General features: G+C 35.0%; 14 protein-coding genes. 9 read left to right on the forward strand and 5 right to left on the reverse strand.

Going from position 1 to position 17,556, the window contains the following annotated elements:
- The first annotated feature begins 121 nt into the window (after positions 1-121).
- The 3 genes from ACUSJC_RS15135 to ACUSJC_RS15145 all read left to right on the forward strand — a co-directional run bounded on the left by ACUSJC_RS15135 (position 122) and on the right by ACUSJC_RS15145 (position 6,635).
- Complete coding sequence (locus ACUSJC_RS15135; RefSeq protein ID WP_449270405.1) at positions 122-1,240, forward strand: acyltransferase family protein; 1,119 nt, start codon at positions 122-124, stop codon at positions 1,238-1,240.
- A 238-nt stretch (positions 1,241-1,478) separates the two neighbouring features.
- A complete protein-coding gene (locus ACUSJC_RS15140; RefSeq protein ID WP_449270406.1) occupies positions 1,479-4,271 on the forward strand; it encodes a bifunctional aconitate hydratase 2/2-methylisocitrate dehydratase in 2,793 nt (930 codons plus the stop codon).
- A gap of 102 nt (positions 4,272-4,373) precedes the next feature.
- Positions 4,374-6,635 carry an aconitate hydratase gene (locus tag ACUSJC_RS15145; protein ID WP_449270407.1) on the forward strand — a complete coding sequence of 754 codons (2,262 nt, stop codon included), beginning with the start codon at positions 4,374-4,376 and terminating at the stop codon, positions 6,633-6,635.
- 124 nt (positions 6,636-6,759) lie between these two features.
- Here ACUSJC_RS15145 and ACUSJC_RS15150 read toward each other — a convergent pair whose 3' ends face one another.
- Positions 6,760-8,208, reverse strand: a complete 1,449-nt coding sequence (locus ACUSJC_RS15150) for a glyceraldehyde-3-phosphate dehydrogenase (RefSeq protein WP_449270408.1) — start codon at positions 8,206-8,208, stop codon at positions 6,760-6,762.
- A 135-nt stretch (positions 8,209-8,343) separates the two neighbouring features.
- Between ACUSJC_RS15150 and ACUSJC_RS15155 the strand changes: the two genes are divergently transcribed.
- Positions 8,344-9,006 (forward strand): acyloxyacyl hydrolase, encoded by a 663-nt coding sequence (locus ACUSJC_RS15155; RefSeq protein ID WP_449270409.1) that lies wholly within the window; start codon positions 8,344-8,346, stop codon positions 9,004-9,006.
- 22 nt (positions 9,007-9,028) lie between these two features.
- Here the strand turns inward: ACUSJC_RS15155 and ACUSJC_RS15160 are convergent, their stop codons facing one another.
- Positions 9,029-10,411, reverse strand: a complete 1,383-nt coding sequence (locus ACUSJC_RS15160) for a Do family serine endopeptidase (RefSeq protein WP_449270410.1) — start codon at positions 10,409-10,411, stop codon at positions 9,029-9,031.
- Positions 10,412-10,609: 198 nt separating this feature from the next.
- Between ACUSJC_RS15160 and dapF the strand changes: the two genes are divergently transcribed.
- The 5 genes from dapF to ACUSJC_RS15185 all read left to right on the forward strand — a co-directional run bounded on the left by dapF (position 10,610) and on the right by ACUSJC_RS15185 (position 14,764).
- Positions 10,610-11,392, forward strand: coding sequence for a diaminopimelate epimerase (gene dapF / locus ACUSJC_RS15165; protein ID WP_449270411.1), 783 nt, complete (start codon positions 10,610-10,612; stop codon positions 11,390-11,392).
- A gap of 3 nt (positions 11,393-11,395) precedes the next feature.
- Positions 11,396-11,926 carry a GNAT family N-acetyltransferase gene (locus ACUSJC_RS15170; RefSeq protein ID WP_449270412.1) on the forward strand — a complete coding sequence of 177 codons (531 nt, stop codon included), beginning with the start codon at positions 11,396-11,398 and terminating at the stop codon, positions 11,924-11,926.
- Positions 11,927-11,930: 4 nt separating this feature from the next.
- Positions 11,931-12,971: an endolytic transglycosylase MltG gene (gene mltG / locus ACUSJC_RS15175; RefSeq protein WP_449270413.1), complete on the forward strand. Its 1,041-nt coding sequence runs from the start codon at positions 11,931-11,933 to the stop codon at positions 12,969-12,971.
- Positions 12,972-13,083: 112 nt separating this feature from the next.
- Entirely contained in the window at positions 13,084-14,019 is a 936-nt protein-coding gene (locus tag ACUSJC_RS15180) for a DUF2279 domain-containing protein (RefSeq protein WP_449270431.1), read from the forward strand.
- A 97-nt stretch (positions 14,020-14,116) separates the two neighbouring features.
- The gene (locus ACUSJC_RS15185) at positions 14,117-14,764 is read left to right on the forward strand and encodes a peptidoglycan-binding protein LysM (RefSeq protein WP_449270414.1); all 648 of its coding nucleotides are present in this window, start codon (positions 14,117-14,119) and stop codon (positions 14,762-14,764) included.
- Positions 14,765-14,769: 5 nt separating this feature from the next.
- On the opposite strand, the gene ACUSJC_RS15190 is transcribed toward ACUSJC_RS15185, so the two are convergent.
- From ACUSJC_RS15190 to dnaA, 3 genes are read right to left on the reverse strand one after another with little or no spacing between them, the layout of a single operon-like run.
- Positions 14,770-15,492 carry an SAM-dependent methyltransferase gene (locus tag ACUSJC_RS15190; RefSeq protein ID WP_449270415.1) on the reverse strand — a complete coding sequence of 241 codons (723 nt, stop codon included), beginning with the start codon at positions 15,490-15,492 and terminating at the stop codon, positions 14,770-14,772.
- The gene (locus tag ACUSJC_RS15195) at positions 15,489-15,947 is read right to left on the reverse strand and encodes a low molecular weight protein-tyrosine-phosphatase (RefSeq protein ID WP_449270416.1); all 459 of its coding nucleotides are present in this window, start codon (positions 15,945-15,947) and stop codon (positions 15,489-15,491) included. The genes ACUSJC_RS15190 and ACUSJC_RS15195 overlap by 4 nt, the downstream gene beginning before the upstream one ends.
- The gene (dnaA, locus tag ACUSJC_RS15200; RefSeq protein ID WP_449270417.1) at positions 15,947-17,374 is read right to left on the reverse strand and encodes a chromosomal replication initiator protein DnaA; all 1,428 of its coding nucleotides are present in this window, start codon (positions 17,372-17,374) and stop codon (positions 15,947-15,949) included. The genes ACUSJC_RS15195 and dnaA overlap by 1 nt, the downstream gene beginning before the upstream one ends.
- Between the last annotated feature and the right edge of the window lie 182 nt (positions 17,375-17,556).

A 17,556-nucleotide genomic window follows, 5' to 3' on the forward strand; every position in this document is an offset into this window, starting at 1 on the left:
GATTAGAAAGCGAAAGATAAGTGATGCTCCCAAAAATAGTAGATACTATTAAAGTAAAAATGAAGTATTTATATATCTTTGGTTTTTTCAAAAGAATATTGTTTTAGCAAATGTAAACGAAATGATTTCAGAAAAACAAAACAAAAAGAGAATTTTTGGTCTAGACGTTGTAAGAGCTTTAGCTATTTCGTTAGTGGTCTTTTCACATTTGTATTATTTAATTGATAGTCAGGATGCATTTTTAATTTCAATTAGCGGTTTAGCCGGCTATTTAGGCGTTGAGATCTTCTTTGTTTTAAGCGGATTTTTAATCGGTAATATTCTGCTAAAACAGTTTTTAAATGATGACTTTTCATTTTCAAATATCGTTATTTTTTTGAAGCGAAGATGGTTTCGGACGCTTCCTAATTATTTCTTGGTTTTAGGTATTGTTTTCTGTATTGCTTATGCTTATGAGATTGAACCACAATGGAATTCTTTATGGCGCTATGTTTTCTTTTTGCAAAACTTTGATCACTATTCTATTACTGTTTTTACAGAATCCTGGAGCTTATCAGTTGAAGAATGGACGTATTTGTTGATTCCAATAGTTTTATGGTTGGTAACCAAAATACAAGGAAATAAAAAAGTGATTTTTTTAACAACAATATTGGGATTAATTGTGTTGTTTCATGGGTTGAGGTTTTGGCATTTTTATGGGAATCCTATAACCGATATGAACGTTTGGAATACAGCTTTGAAATCGACAGTAATTTACCGAATAGATTCTATTTTATATGGTTTTTTGGTAGCTTGGTGTTATCGTTTTTTAAAAGAACAACTAGAGAAACTGAGAGTTTATTTTATTATTATAGCGGTTCATTTGATATTTTTCCAATATGTGGTGATGAACGTTTTAGGTTTTGATCTGATTAACACACCATTATATTATCAGGTGTTTTATTTTACGTTTTCTTCGATTACCATTGCTTTAGGGCTGCCTTTCTTTGTTTTTTGGAAAAACAGTAAAGGAATTATAGCTCAAGCAACAGTTTTTTTGAGTGATATATCCTATAGTGTGTATTTGTTGCATTATTCTGTAGTTTCTTTTGTTTTTAAAAGTTATTTGCTAAATAGAAATACACCATTGTCTTCAATTTTTGTTATAAGTATCTATCTGTTTATCATTGTTTTATTGTCTTTTGTGATGCGTAGATTCTATGAGAAACCTATACTTCAATATAGAGATCGCAAATATTAATTTGTTATTTTTTTAATTCTACTTTTGTTGAATTGATAATTTTAAAAGTTTAAAATAACAATTAGGTAACAAAATGAAAATTTACTTAAATTTATTGAATAAAATTCATTAAAATGGAATAATTATAAATAATATTTCTCGTATTTCAAGGTTTTGATAAAAATTTTTAATTGTCGAGGATATTTACTAAATTTGGGGCAATTTAAAATAAACTAACATAATATAACGTATTAATAGTATGGATTCTGATATTCAAAAGAATGTTTACAACGATTACATCAAGGAAATAGAAGAACGCAAAGCCCAAGGTCTTCATCCTAAACCTATCGATGGTGCAGAATTACTAGACGCAATTATTGCACAAATTAAAGATTCAAATAGCCCATATCGCGAAGATTCTCTTAAATTTTTTATTTATAACACTTTACCCGGAACTACTCCGGCTGCTGGTGTTAAAGCAAAATTTTTAAAAGAAATTATTCTTGGTGAATCTGTAGTAAGCGAAATTACTCCTGCTTTTGCTTTTGAATTATTATCACACATGAAAGGTGGTCCTTCAATTGAAGTATTACTGGATTTAGCTTTAGGAAATGACGAAGCTATTGCAAAACAAGCAGCTGAAGTGTTAAAAACTCAAGTTTTCTTATACGATGCTGATATGGCACGTTTAAAAGAAGCTTTTGAAAACGGAAATGCTGTTGCAAAAACAATTTTAGAAAGCTATGCAAAAGCGGAATTCTTCACAAAACTTCCTGAAGTTGCAGAAGAAATTAAAGTGGTTACTTATGTTGCCGGTGAAGGAGATATCTCAACTGATTTACTTTCTCCGGGTAACCAAGCGCACTCGCGTTCTGACCGTGAATTACACGGAAAATGTATGATTACGCCGGAAGCTCAAGCGGAAATCAAAGCTTTACAGGCACAACATCCTGATAAATCAGTAATGCTAATTGCTGAAAAAGGGACAATGGGAGTAGGTTCTTCTCGTATGTCCGGTGTTAACAACGTGGCACTTTGGACAGGAAAACAAGCAAGTCCTTATGTTCCGTTTGTAAATATCGCTCCAATTGTGGGTGGTACTAACGGAATTTCTCCGATTTTCTTAACTACTGTTGACGTAACCGGTGGTATTGGTCTTGACCTTAAAAACTGGGTGAAAAAAGTAGACGAAAACGGAAACGTTGTTCGTAATGAAAATGACGAGCCAGTTTTAGAAGAAAAGTATTCTGTAGCTACAGGAACAGTTCTTACCATCAATACTAAAAAGAAAAAATTATACAATGGTGACCAAGAGTTGATCGATATTGCAAAAGCTTTCACTCCTCAAAAAATGGAATTCATCAAAGCCGGTGGTTCTTACGCTATTGTATTCGGTAAAAAATTACAAACATTTGCTGCTAAAACATTAGGAATTGAAGCTCCGGTTGTATTTGCACCTTCAAAAGAAATTACTATTGAAGGTCAAGGTCTTACAGCTGTTGAAAAAATCTTCAACAGAAATGCTGTAGGAACTACTCCGGGAAAAGTGTTACACGCAGGTTCAGATGTTCGTGTAGAAGTAAATATCGTAGGTTCTCAAGATACAACAGGTTTAATGACTGCTCAAGAGTTAGAGTCTATGGCCGCTACAACTATTTCTCCTATTGTTGACGGAGCTTACCAATCAGGTTGTCACACCGCTTCAGTTTGGGATAAAAAAGCACAAACTAACATTCCGAAGTTGATGAAATTCATGAACGATTTCGGTTTAATTACAGCTCGTGACCCTAAAGGTGTATATCACGCAATGACTGACGTGATTCACAAAGTATTAAATGATATTACAATTGACGAATGGGCAATCATCATCGGTGGTGACTCTCATACACGTATGTCAAAAGGTGTGGCTTTCGGTGCCGATTCAGGAACTGTGGCTTTAGCTTTAGCTACGGGTGAAGCTTCTATGCCAATTCCGGAGTCAGTTAAAGTAACGTTTAAAGGCGATATGAAATCATACATGGATTTCCGTGATGTGGTTCACGCTACGCAAGCGCAAATGTTACACCAATTTGGAGGTGAAAACGTATTCCAAGGAAGAGTAATTGAAGTTCACATCGGAACGTTAACTGCTGACCAAGCGTTTACCTTCACTGACTGGACTGCAGAAATGAAAGCAAAAGCTTCTATCTGTATTTCTGAAGATGCTACTTTAATTGAATCATTAGAAATTGCTAAAGGTAGAATCCAAATCATGATTGATAAAGGTATGGATAATGCTAAAGGTGTATTGAAAGATTTAATTGAAAAAGCAAATAAAAGAATTACTGAAATTAAAACAGGAACTAAACCTGCTTTAACACCGGATGCAAATGCTAAATATTACGCTGAAGTAGTGGTTGATTTAGATCAAATTGCTGAACCAATGATCGCTGATCCGGATGTTAACAATGCAGATGTTTCTAAACGATACACTCACGATACCATCAGACCGTTATCATATTATGGTGGAGATAAAAAAGTAGATCTTGGATTTATCGGTTCTTGTATGGTGCACAAAGGCGATATGAAAATCTTGGCTCAAATGCTTAAGAATATTGAAGCACAACAAGGTAAAGTAGAATTCAAAGCGCCTCTAGTTGTCGCTCCTCCGACATATAATATTGTTGACGAGTTAAAAGCAGAAGGAGACTGGGAAGTATTACAAAAATATTCAGGTTTTGAATTTGATGATAATGCACCAAAATCAGCTGCTCGTACGGAATATGAAAACATGTTGTATTTAGAGCGCCCTGGTTGTAACCTTTGTATGGGTAACCAAGAAAAAGCTGCTAAAGGAGATACGGTAATGGCAACTTCAACTCGTTTGTTCCAAGGTAGAGTTGTGGAAGATTCTGCTGAGAAAAAAGGAGAGTCTTTATTATCTTCAACACCGGTTGTTGTATTATCAACAATCTTAGGAAGAACTCCAACAATAGATGAATATACAACTGCAGTAAGCGGTATTAATTTAACTAAGTTTGCACCATCACACAAACTATTAGTTAGACAATAATAAATAAGTTAAGCCCGAGTTAAAACTCGGGCTTTTTTATAATTGTTATTCTTTTTTTCGTAAATTGTATACTATAAAAACTAACAAAAAAATATTAAAATTATGGCTTTTGATATTGAAATGATTAAAAATGTGTACGCAAGTATGGCTGAGCGTGTGGATAAAGCACGTGAGTTAGTTGGGCGTCCACTTACATTATCGGAAAAGATTTTATATTCTCACTTATGGGAAGGTACGCCTAAAGAGGCTTACAAAAGAGGTAAAGATTATGTTGACTTTGCTCCGGATAGAGTAGCGTGTCAGGATGCGACAGCTCAAATGGCTTTGTTGCAGTTTATGCATGCCGGAAAAAGCAAAGTTGCAGTTCCCACCACAGTTCACTGCGACCACTTAATTCAAGCAAAAGTTGGTGCTGATACAGATTTAAAAGTAGCTAAAACACAATCAAGTGAAGTTTTTGATTTCCTTTCTTCGGTTTCTAATAAATATGGAATTGGTTTTTGGAGACCAGGTTCCGGAATTATTCACCAAATCGTATTGGAAAATTATGCATTCCCTGGAGGAATGATGATTGGTACCGATTCGCACACTGTTAATGCTGGTGGTTTAGGAATGTTAGCCATTGGTGTTGGTGGTGCTGATGCTGTTGATGTGATGTCAGGAATGTCTTGGGAATTAAAATTTCCTAAATTGATTGGTGTAAAATTGACTGGGAAACTAAACGGTTGGACGGCACCAAAAGATGTAATTTTAAAAGTGGCTGATATTCTAACAGTAAAAGGTGGAACAGGTGCTATTGTGGAATATTTTGGCGAAGGCGCGCAATCGATGTCTTGTACCGGGAAAGGAACTATTTGTAACATGGGAGCTGAAATTGGTGCTACCACTTCAACTTTTGGTTACGATGATTCTATGAGAAGATATTTGGCAGCAACAGGTCGTCAAGATGTAGTAGATGCTGCTGATAAAGTAGCAGATTATTTAACAGGTGATGCTGAAGTGTATGCTAATCCGGAACAATATTTTGATCAATTGATCGAAATTAATTTATCAGAATTAGAACCCCATATCAATGGACCGTTCACTCCGGATAGAGGAACTCCGGTTTCTAAAATGAAAGAAGAAGCTGCTGCTAACGGATGGCCGTTAAAAGTAGAATGGGGATTGATCGGTTCTTGTACAAACTCTTCTTATGAAGATATGACAAGAGCGGTTTCAATTGTAGAACAAGCAGTGGAACACCATATTACGCCAAAAGCAGAGTTCGGTATTAATCCGGGTTCGGAACAAATTCGCTTTACTATCGAAAGAGATGGTATCATTGAAACTTTTGAAAAATTAGGAACTAAAGTATTTACCAATGCTTGCGGACCTTGTATTGGTCAATGGGATAGAGAAGGCGCTGATAAAGAAGAAAAAAACACTATTGTTCACTCTTTCAACCGTAACTTCTCTAAAAGAGCTGATGGTAACCCGAATACACACGCTTTTGTAACTTCACCGGAAATGGTTGCAGCTCTGGCAATATCAGGACGTTTGGATTTCAATCCTATTACAGATACTTTATTAAACGATAATGGAGAAGAAATTAAATTAAATCCTCCAAAAGGAATTGAATTGCCAACAAAAGGTTTTGATGTTGATGATCCGGGATTCCAAGCTCCGGCTGCCGATGGTTCTTCAGTACAAGTGGTGGTATCTCCAACTTCTGATCGTTTACAATTATTGGAACCATTCCCAGCTTGGGACGGGAAAAACATTACAGGTGCCAAATTGTTGATTAAAGCTTTTGGGAAATGTACAACCGACCATATTTCTATGGCTGGTCCTTGGTTGCGTTACCGTGGTCACTTAGACAATATTTCTAACAATATGTTGATTGGTGCGGTAAATGCTTTTAATCAAGAAACGAATAAAGTTAAAAACGAATTAACAGGAGCTTACGATGCTGTCCCTGCAGTAGCAAGAGCCTATAAAGCTGCCGGTGTTCCTTCAATTGTTGTGGGTGACCAAAACTACGGAGAAGGTTCATCTCGTGAGCACGCTGCTATGGAGCCTCGTCACTTAGGAGTTAAAGCGGTATTGGTAAAATCATTTGCTCGTATCCACGAAACCAACTTGAAAAAACAAGGAATGTTGGCTTTGACTTTTGCTAACGAAGCAGATTACGATAAAATTCAAGAAGATGATACCATCAATTTCTTGGATTTAACCGAATTCGCACCAGGAAAACCATTGTCTTTAGAATTTGTTCACGCTGACGGATCTAAAGATATTATTTTGGCTAATCATACGTATAATGAAGGTCAAATCGAATGGTTTAAAGCAGGTTCTGCATTAAACTTAATTGCAGCCGGTAAGTAATTTATCAAATAAATAATGAAAGAACTCCTTCTGAAAAGAGGGAGTTTTTGTTTCAATAAAAAAATCCGGCTATAAGACCGGATTTTTAACAATAATAAACCAAAGTGTTCTATAAAAATAAATATTAATAGTAAGTATATCTTCTTACTTTAGAAATATATTTTGCTAAGCGGATAACTTGATGACTGTATCCGTATTCATTATCATACCAAACATACATCACAACATTTTTTCCGTCAGGTGATACGATGGTAGCGTTGCTGTCAAAAATAGATGGAGCAGAAGTACCAACGATGTCAGAGGAAACTAATTCGTTGTTCAACGAGTATTTAATTTGCTCTACCAATTTTCCTTCCAAAGCATGCTTACGCATAATGTTGTTTAATTCTTCTTTGCTTGTTGGATTTTTAACTTCTAAATTTAAAACGACTAAAGAACCATTAGGAACAGGAACTCTGATAGCATTTGACGTTAATTTTCCGGCTAAACTAGGTAAAGCTTTTGCCACAGCACTTCCGGCACCAGTTTCAGTAATAACCATGTTTAAAGCAGCAGCTCTGCCACGGCGGTATTTTTTGTGCATGTTATCAACCAAATTTTGGTCGTTAGTGTAAGCATGAATGGTTTCTAAATGACCTTTTTCTACACCTAAAGTTTCTTCTAAAACAGCTAAAACAGGTGTTATTGCATTAGTTGTACAAGAAGCAGCCGACCAAATGTTTACTTCATCCGGATTGTATGCTAAATGATTTACGCCATGAACAATGTTCGGAACACCTTTTCCGGGAGCAGTCAATAATACTTTTGAAGCACCTTTTGATTTTAGATGACGACTTAAAGCTTCTTCTGTTGTAAAAGCTCCGGTATTGTCAATAATTAAAGCATCTTCAATTCCATATTGTGTATAGTCGATTTCTTCTGGTGAATTAGCCGTAATAAGATGAACGGTAGTTCCGTTTATAATTAAAGCATTGTTCTCAAGGTCAGTTTGCACCGAACCTTCAAAATCTCCGTGAACCGAATCATGTCTTAATAAAGAAGCACGTTTTTCTAAAAGAACAGCATCATTTTTATCACGAGTTACAATGGCTCTTAAACGCAATTGTTGTCCTTTTCCTATTTTACTCATCAACTCACGAGCCAATAAACGTCCGATTCTTCCAAATCCATAAAGCACTACGTCTTTAGGTTTGATTTCAGAATAATCTTTAGCATTTTTTAATTTACTGATAACAAAAGCCTTTGAATCGTTGAATTTGTCATCTTCTAAATGATATTCGTAAGTTAGTTTTCCAATATCAATTTTTGAAGGGGGCAAATCTAAACTCTCGATAGCTCTGGCAATTTCAACAGAATCAAAAACGTTAATTGGTTTCTGAACAAATTCTCCTGCATATTCGTGTAAATTGATAATGTCGCTCACATTGCGATCAATCAACTGATTTCTGAATAAAACTAATTCAATGGATTTGTCATACCATAAATCACTTATTATCTTGATAAATTCTACACAAGCTTTCCTGCGGTCAGCCTGAAAAGCAAGCTCTTTTTCGTATAAAACGTTATTGTTCATGTAAGTTAAGAATATGTGTTGTTTTTTAATTTGATGCAAAAGTACTTATTTCAAACGTTTTCGTAAAATATTTTTAATAAAATCATTTTATTTTTAAACTAAAGATTATTGGATTATTTTTGAGCAAAAAAAAATATGAAACTTAAAGTTATCTTTTGTTTTTTTATTTTCAGTTTCTTCTTTTCGAAAGCTCAAGATAGTTTAAACAATAAAAAATGGTTAAGAATAGGAGTTATCTATGGATATGCTTCACAAAATACGTTTATAAGGCAAGATAGTGATTATACGTATGAAGCCTATATTTTTAAAATTTCTAACCATTTTAGCTTGTATCAAAAAAAGAAGCATGCTTTAGAACTGTCAGTAGAACCAAGTTACTATGCTTCAAAACATGAATCCCTAAATCCTTGGCAAAAGTTTTATACCACTACAGATAATCCGGATTATTACAGGGAAAAATATATGAAGTTAAAAAACATGAATGAATATGTGTTGAACTTAGGACTTATCTATCGCTATCATTTAAAAACAGATCTTTCGGTTTATGCTCTCGGTAATGTTGGCCCGATGTATATAGATACCGATACCGAAATGCTGAAAAAAGGGTTCGCTTTTTCAGATATTTTTGCATTAGGAGGCAATTACAGAATGAATGACTTTTCGGTTGACTTAAAAATGATGATTCGCCATGTCTCTAATGCAGATTTACAAAAACCTAATTTCGGATTAAACTCGGTAGGTTTTGAGTTGGGAATGTATTATGAATTAAATAAAAAAACCACGCCTAAGCGTGGTTGAAAATCAAATTAAAATCAACTAACTAAAAGATGATGCGAACAACCTTACCAGTTTTCGTTAGTATTTCATAACGAGAACGCTGATTGGTTTTATCGTTTAATAATTTGGTTACGGTTTCAACATCTTTAGCTTTCACATTGTCAACACTTAAAATAATGCTTCCTTCCAATTCGTCAGCATACGCTAAAATGTCTTCATTGTTTATTTTTTTGATGATAACACCATAATCAATTCCATATTCTTTTTTCTCTGTAGCACTAATATCTTCAAATTCTATTCCTTTAGCTTCGTAAGTAATCAGTTCTTTTTTGGTAAGTTTAACCGGAATAACTTTTTCTTTTTCATCTCTGACAATAGTTACATTAACAACATCGTTAGGTCTTTTGGTATTGATGTAAGATGACAGATCAGAGAATCCATTTACTTTTTTATTGTCCAATTGAATAATAACATCACCTTCTTTCAAACCTGCTTTTTCAGCTCCCGATTTTTTGGTGATCTTATTGATGTAAAAACCTTGTGTTTTGCTTACGCCAAAATGTTCCGCAGTAGCACTATTCAATTCGGCTCCTTCCACGCCCAAAACGCCTCTTTGAACATTTCCAAACTGCATTAAATCTTCAATGATTTTACGCGTAATGTTAGACGGAACAGCGAAAGAATAACCCGCATAGCTTCCTGTTGGAGATGAGATCATAGTGTTGATACCGACTAATTCGCCACTTGTGTTTACTAAAGCACCACCACTATTTCCCGGATTTACCGCAGCATCGGTTTGAATGAAAGATTGTAAACCTTCGTTGCTTAAATCTCTGGCTTTTGCCGAAACAATTCCCGCCGTAACTGTTGAAGTCAAATTATAAGGATTCCCTACAGCTAAAACCCATTCGCCAACTCGAATTCCGTCAGAATCTCCAAAAACCATATACGGCAATTTATCATCGGCTTCAATTTTTAGTAATGCAATATCCATTTTAGAATCAGTTCCTATAAGTTTTGCTTTATATGATTTATTATCATTTAAAGTAACTTCTAAATCTGTTGCATTCTGAATCACGTGATTATTGGTCACAATGTAACCGTCTTCAGAAATAATAACACCCGAACCGGTTCCGATTTGTTCTTGTTGTTGTACACCACCTCTGGAACCATAGAAAAATTCCATAATAGGATTATACACTTTTCGTACGCTTACATTTTTAACGTGAACAACACTATGTACTGCCATGTCGGCTGCCGTGGTGAAATCTACATTTTCGGCACCAAGGCTAACGTTTTTAGAAAAATTAGGGGCAGTTGTAGTTATTGAAGCGCTGGTTTTAGGCTCTAAGAATAATTTATAGGCACCTAAAGTAATAGCTCCGCTAAAAAGGGAAACTAGTAAAAGACTTCCAATTTTTTTCATAACCTTCAATTTTTAATTTCAAAGTAAAGTTAAAAGACAAAAATTTAACATAAAATCAGTTTAACGCTCGATTAACAATGTTTAACTTTTCCTTAAGTTTATCTGGTTTTTAAGATATAACAACTAATTTATTTAGGTTAATGTTATTCTATTGCTTAGCTATTGCCATTTACCATTTACCTTTATACCTTTGTAAAGATGAAACTGACTTTTTATAAATATCAAGGAACAGGAAACGATTTTGTTATGATTGATAATCGACAAAATATTTTTCCCAAAAATGATACCAAACTTGTGGCGCGATTGTGTGACAGACGTTTCGGCATTGGTGCTGATGGATTGATTTTATTAGAAAATCATCCGAAGTATAATTTTACTATGGTGTATTACAACTCCGATGGAAATGAAAGCACGATGTGTGGTAATGGCGGTCGTTGTTTAGTAGCTTTTGCAAAGCAATTAGATATTATCGAAGATAAAGCTGAATTTGAAGCGATAGACGGTTATCATTTTGCTTCTGTAGACGAAAAGGGAATTGTTTCATTGCAAATGATAAATGTTGATACTATAAAAATAGCGGAAGGATATACATTTTTGAATACGGGTTCGCCTCATCATATTCAAATGGTAGAAAATGTTCGTGATGTAAAGGTAAAAGAACAAGGCGCAGAAATCCGTTATTCTGAACTATATGGAAAAGCAGGAAGCAATGTGAATTTTGTTTCGCCTTTGGCAAATGACAAATTTGCAGTGCGTACATACGAAAGAGGAGTAGAGGATGAAACATTGTCTTGTGGAACCGGTGCTACTGCAGCAGCTATTGCTTTATACAAAAACGGATTAACCCATTCAAATACCATAAAATTACAGGTAGAAGGCGGTGATTTAGCGGTTAGTTTCAAAGAAGATCAAGGGAAATTTACGGATGTATTCTTAATTGGACCGGCTAAATTTGTATTCAAAGGAGAAATCGAAATCTAAAAAATGACTTTAAAAGGTGAACATATTTACTTGCGTGCTCTTGAACCCGAAGATTTAGAGTTTATCTACACCATAGAAAACGACGAATCTATTTGGGAAGTTAGTCACACGCAAACGCCCTACAGTCGTTTTTTAATTCGCCAATATTTAGAAAATGCGCATCAGGATATTTATGAAGCCAAACAACTTCGGTTAGCCGTTTGTTTAAAAGATACTTTTGAAGCTATCGGACTTATTGATTTGTTTGATTTTGATCCGCAACATACCAGAGCCGGAATCGGGATTTTAATTCACCAATCCACTCATCGCAACAAAGGAATAGGAGCGCAAGCGTTACAGCTTTTAGTGACTTACGCTTTTGAGCATTTACAACTGCATCAGCTTTATGCAAATATTGCAGCTGATAATCAACCGAGTTTACAACTTTTTACTAAATTTGGTTTCCAAAAAATTGGAGTAAAAAAACAATGGAACAAAGTGGGAAATCAATACAAAGACGAACTTCTGTTTCAAATCATTAACGATAAATCTTAAATTCTTGAACTTAAAGAAACTTGTTTTAATTATTGCTGTAGCAGGAATATTAGTAGGTTCTGCTGTAGTAGGATATGTGTATTATAAAGCTTTTACACCCAATACCACTTTCAGTCAAAAAGAAGTGTATGTTTATATCCCAACGGGTTCTAACTACGAGCAAGCCAAAGAAGAGTTAGCTCCGTTCATTAAAAATATGAGCAAGTTCGATTTTGTAGCAAGCCAACGAAAATATGATGTCAATGTTAAAGCCGGGAAGTTTTTGCTAAAGCAAAAAATGACTAGTTTTGATTTGGTTAGAGCGCTTCGTCAAAACGTTCCTGTAAAAGTGGCTTTTAACAATCAAGAGTCTTTAGGGAAATTGGCGCAACGATTAGCAACGCAATTAGAACCGGATAGTTTGACTTTAGTTCAGGCGTTTACAAAACCCGATTTTTTACAAGAAAACGGTTTTACCGAAGAAAATATTTTAGCTATGTTTATTCCTAATTCTTACGAATTTTATTGGAATACTTCGGCTGATAAACTAGCCGATAAATTGGCTAAAGAATATAAACGCTTTTGGACACCGCAACGTTTACAAAAAGCATTAGATAAAAATTTAACGCCTATCGAAGTTTCTGTTTTGGCTTCAATTGTGCATAAAGAAACAGCAAAAGTGAGCGAAAGACCGCGTGTAGCGGGTGTTTATTTGAATCGTTTGCATACCGGAATGCCACTTCAAGCCGATCCTACGGTTATTTTTGCAATTAAAAAACAATCCGGAAATTTTGACCAAGTCATCAAGCGCGTTTTTCATAACGACTTAATTATCGATTCGCCTTACAACACCTATAAGTATGCTGGTTTGCCACCCGGACCTATTGCTATGCCTGATATTTCGGCTATCGATGCGGTTTTAAATGCCGAAAAACACGATTATATCTATTTTTGTGCTAGTCCTGAAAAACCGGGTTATCATGCTTTCGCGGCGAATTATGAAGCGCACATGGTCAACGCAAGAAAATATGCCGATTGGGTTAACAAATTAGGAATACAACGATAATTTGAAGCGAATCAATAGTCAATACTTGGTATCTAAATTCCTGCTGTTCGCTATATCTCTTTTGTCAGTTCGAGCATTTGATATTAAGAGGAGCAAATGTAATTTGTGGCAAATTTCGAGAACAAAAAGAGATGCCGCTTCCATCAGGGCTAAATTGTTAGCTGTTGGCTTTTTTGTTAGCTTTTTTGGTTTTTCACAATCGCGCATTAATACTTTTTTAACGCCTTCTGACAGTCTTAATCTCGTTCGGAAGAAAACGGTTTACATTGCCGAAGCTTCAGCTATTGGAGCAGGATTAATAGGTTTAAATCAATTATGGTACGCCGATTATCCGCAATCTAAATTTCATTTCTACAATGATAATTCCGAATGGATGCAAATGGATAAAGTGGGACATTTTTATTCAACCTATCATGTGGGGCATTTCGGAGCAGAACTTTTAGCTTGGAGTGGTGCTTCTAAAAAAGAGCAATTGTGTTATGGCGCTACTTTAGGACTTGGATTTTTAACCGTTGTTGAGGTTTTTGACGGTTTTTCTCAGGAATGGGGTTTTTCTTGGGGCGATATGACAGCTAATGCTGCCGGAACCGGATTGTATATTGGTCAAGAATTATTATGGAACGAACAGCGAATTATACCCAAGTTTTCGTTTCATCAAACACATTATGCTCAAGCACGTCCAGAAGCTTTAGGTGCCTCTCTAAACGAACAAATTCTTAAAGACTATAACGGACAAACGTATTGGCTTTCGGTAAATTTACATTCTTTTGTCAAGAGAAAGTATGTGCCTAAGTGGTTAAATGTAGCCGTGGGTTATGGTGCAGATGGCATGTTTTATGGAAATCAAAAGGAAGCTTTGGCTAACGAATTTTATCAAAATCCGACGCGGCAATTGTATCTGAGTCTTGATGTTGATTTAACAAAAATCAATACAAAATCACATCTGTTAAAAACGGTCTTTTCAGTCTTTAATACAGTCAAAATTCCGGCTCCAACTTTAGAGATAGGAGCATTCAGAGGAGTTAAGGGACACTTTATCTACTTTTAGAAAAGTTTAACAGCTTGTATATCAATATTATATTTTTTTTTGTATCTTTGCCTCCGCAAATTTCAGATGGGTGACAGACGCTGAGAAATGAAAATTTATGATAAAAAAAGGTTCGTATTTTTTGGGATTGACCATCCTAGTAATGTCGGTTTCAACGGGATTTAATTCTTTTGAAATTGAAAAAGTAGAAGGGTTTCATTTAGAGGAAAACGAAAAGTATGTATATTCAGTCCCTTCTGAAGACGAAGAATTCGGAAATGAATTTGATGTTGTTTTTCCTTATGTAGGTAAAACATTTGTAGGATTTAGAGAAGCAGTTGCTTTCAGAGAATCCAGAGGAATCTTAAACTTGGTTAATCCTTATGGTTACATGGGAAAATATCAGTTTGGAAGAAGTACTTTGAGAACAATTGGTATTTACGACTTTCAAGAATTCTTGAAAAATCCGGAGTGGCAGGAAAAAGCCTTCAAAGCTTTGGTAGCAAGAAATAAATGGGAATTGCGTAAGGAAATTGAAAAATATTCCGGAAGAGTGATTAACGGAGTAAAAGTTACGGAATCAGGTTTACTAGCTGCAGCGCATTTAGCGGGTGCAGGTTCTGTTAAAAAATACCTGAGAAGTAATGGAACTAATGGCTTTAAAGATGGTTTTGGTACCTCTTTAAGAAGTTATATCAAAAAATTTGGCGGATTTGATGTTTCTTTAATTGAAGCAGATGCTAATGCCAAAGTAAAATTAGATTAAAAAAATTATTCTTTGTGAATAATAAATATGCAAGGTCGCTTATGTAAGTCGACCTTGTTTTTTTTCCACTCACTTACTTTCTTTGTTTTGATAAATTCTGTTGGTAAAGTAATATCGCAAGCTACACACAATAAGGTGTTGGGCTGCAAGATTTGCGTTAAATCTTCCAATAATTTATTATTGCGATAGGGGGTTTCAATAAATAATTGCGATTGATTTTTTTCTTGTGACAGTCTTTCTAGTTGTTTCACTGCATTTTTTTTCTCGCAGGAATCAATAGGTAAATAGCCGTTAAAGGCAAAACTTTGTCCGTTCATTCCGCTTGCCATAACAGCTAATAAAATAGAACTTGGTCCTACTAAAGGAACAACTTGGATTCCTTTCTCGTGCGCTATTTTTACTATTGCTGCGCCTGGATCGGCAACTCCGGGGCAACCTGCTTCACTCATTAAACCAATGTTTACACCATTAAGCAAAGGAGTAATCATTTGGTTGTAATCGCTGACCTCGGTATGTTTGTTGAGAAGAGAAAGCTTTAGTTCCGATTGTTTTTTTTCAGGATGAACACTTTTGATGAAACGACGTGCTGTCTTTTCATTTTCAACAATATAGTAATCAATGAAATCAATACTTCTTTTAATGGTTTGAGGCAAAACATCATCAGGATTCATTTCACCTAAGGTGGTTGGAATAAGATAAAGTTTTCCTAAAAAAGTAATCGGTTTCATGATTGTAATTTATTTGCAATAATAGAACAAGCTTCATCAAGCATCTGGTAAACTTGCTCGAAGCCGTTTAATCCGCCATAATAGGGATCGGGAACTTCTACATTTTCCTCAGGAAAAAGCTCGTTCAAAATTAATTTCACTTTTTGTTCTGCTTCTTGATCGGGAGCTAAGGCTAATAGATCTCTGTAGTTGGACATGTCCATTGCGTAGATAAAATCAAAATGTTGAAAATCTTCCACTTTAAATTTTCGAGCTCTTTGAGTGGTAATGTCTATTCCATGTTCTTTAGCTGTAGCAATAGAACGTTTATCAGGCAATTCGCCTGCATGCCAACCGCCTGTTCCTGCTGAGTCTACTCTGAAAGAATCTTTAGGAAGTTTAGATTGTAAAATACCTTCTGCCAATGGAGAGCGACAAATGTTTCCTAAACAAACCATTAAGATTTTTGTTTGCATTACATCGATAATTTTTTGTTGATGTCGTCTACAAATTTACGGAACTGCTTGTCGGTAGTCACTAGGTTGTCAACCGTTTTGCAAGCGTGTAATACAGTAGCGTGGTCGCGATCACCAATTTGACTTCCAATGTTAGCCAATGAGTTTTTGGTAAACTTCTTAGCAAAGAACATAGCCAGTTGTCTCGCTTGAACGACATGGCGTTTTCTGGTTTTAGACTGAAGTGTTTCTACGTCTAATTGGAAATATTCTGAAACTACTTTTTGAATGTAATCTACAGAAATTTCACGTTTCACATTCTTAACAAATTTTTCGACTACTTGTTTAGCTAACTCAATAGTTACTTCTTTTTTATTGAAAGAAGATTGAGCAATTAAAGAAATGATAGCACCTTCTAATTCACGAACATTAGATTTAATGTTTTTGGCGACATATTCAATAATTTCTTCCGGCATAACCACGCCGTCTCTAAACAAGATGTTTTTTAAGATGGAAATACGCGTTTCAAAATCAGGTTGGTGTAACTCTGCAGATAACCCCCATTTGAAGCGAGATAATAAACGTTGTTCAATATCTTGCATATCAACCGGAGCTTTGTCAGAAGTCAAAATAACCTGTTTACCATTTTGGTGTAAATGGTTAAAGATGTGAAAAAATACATCTTGTGTTCCTAATTTTCCGGATAAGAACTGAACATCGTCAATGATTAATACATCGATTAATTGATAAAAATGGATGAAATCATTACGTGTATTTTTTTTAACAGAGTCAATGTATTGTTGCGTGAAAATTTCAGCTGAAATATATAAAACTGTTTTCTCAGGGAATTTATCTTTTATTTCAACACCAATAGCATGAGCCAAGTGGGTTTTTCCTAGACCAACACCTCCGAAAATCAAAAGCGGATTAAAAGAAGTTCCTCCCGGTTTATTAGCAACAGCCAAACCGGCACTTCTTGCCAATCTGTTAGAATCTCCTTCTAAAAAGTTGTCAAAACTATAATTAGAATTAAGTTGAGAGTCAATATTGATATTTCTAATTCCGGGAATAATAAACGGATTTTTTAACTCCGGATTTTTTTGCACAATAGGTACATCTACTTCCTGAGTTTTGATCACTTGTCTGTTGTTACTGGGAATTTGTTCGGTAAATGGAAGTTTACCCCCATAAGGGTTTTCCATTTTGATTTTATATAATAACTTTGCGTTTGGACCAAGTTCTTTAGTTAATGCAACTTTTAAAAGTTTAACATAGTGTTCTTCTAGCCATTCGTAGAAAAATTTACTAGGCACCTGAATAGACAATGCGTTATCGTTCAGATCAACAGACTGTATAGGCTCAAACCATGTTTTATAGGCTTGTTCCTGAATGTTGTCTTTTATAAAAGAGAGACAGTTATCCCATACCGATTGCGCAGTCTTACTCATAAATGTTCTTTTTTTATAGTTGCTTTTAACGATTAATAAAGGTTGTCTTACAGAGAAAAAGGTGTATAACCTTTGGTTAATTTGGGAGAACAAATATGTGAACAATTTTTGGTAAAAAAAAATGAATAGGCTATTGATTTTTTAAAAAAAATATCGTAGTCCTTGAAAATAATTTTAAGAAT

The sequence above is a fragment of the Flavobacterium sp. U410 genome (assembly GCF_053570605.1).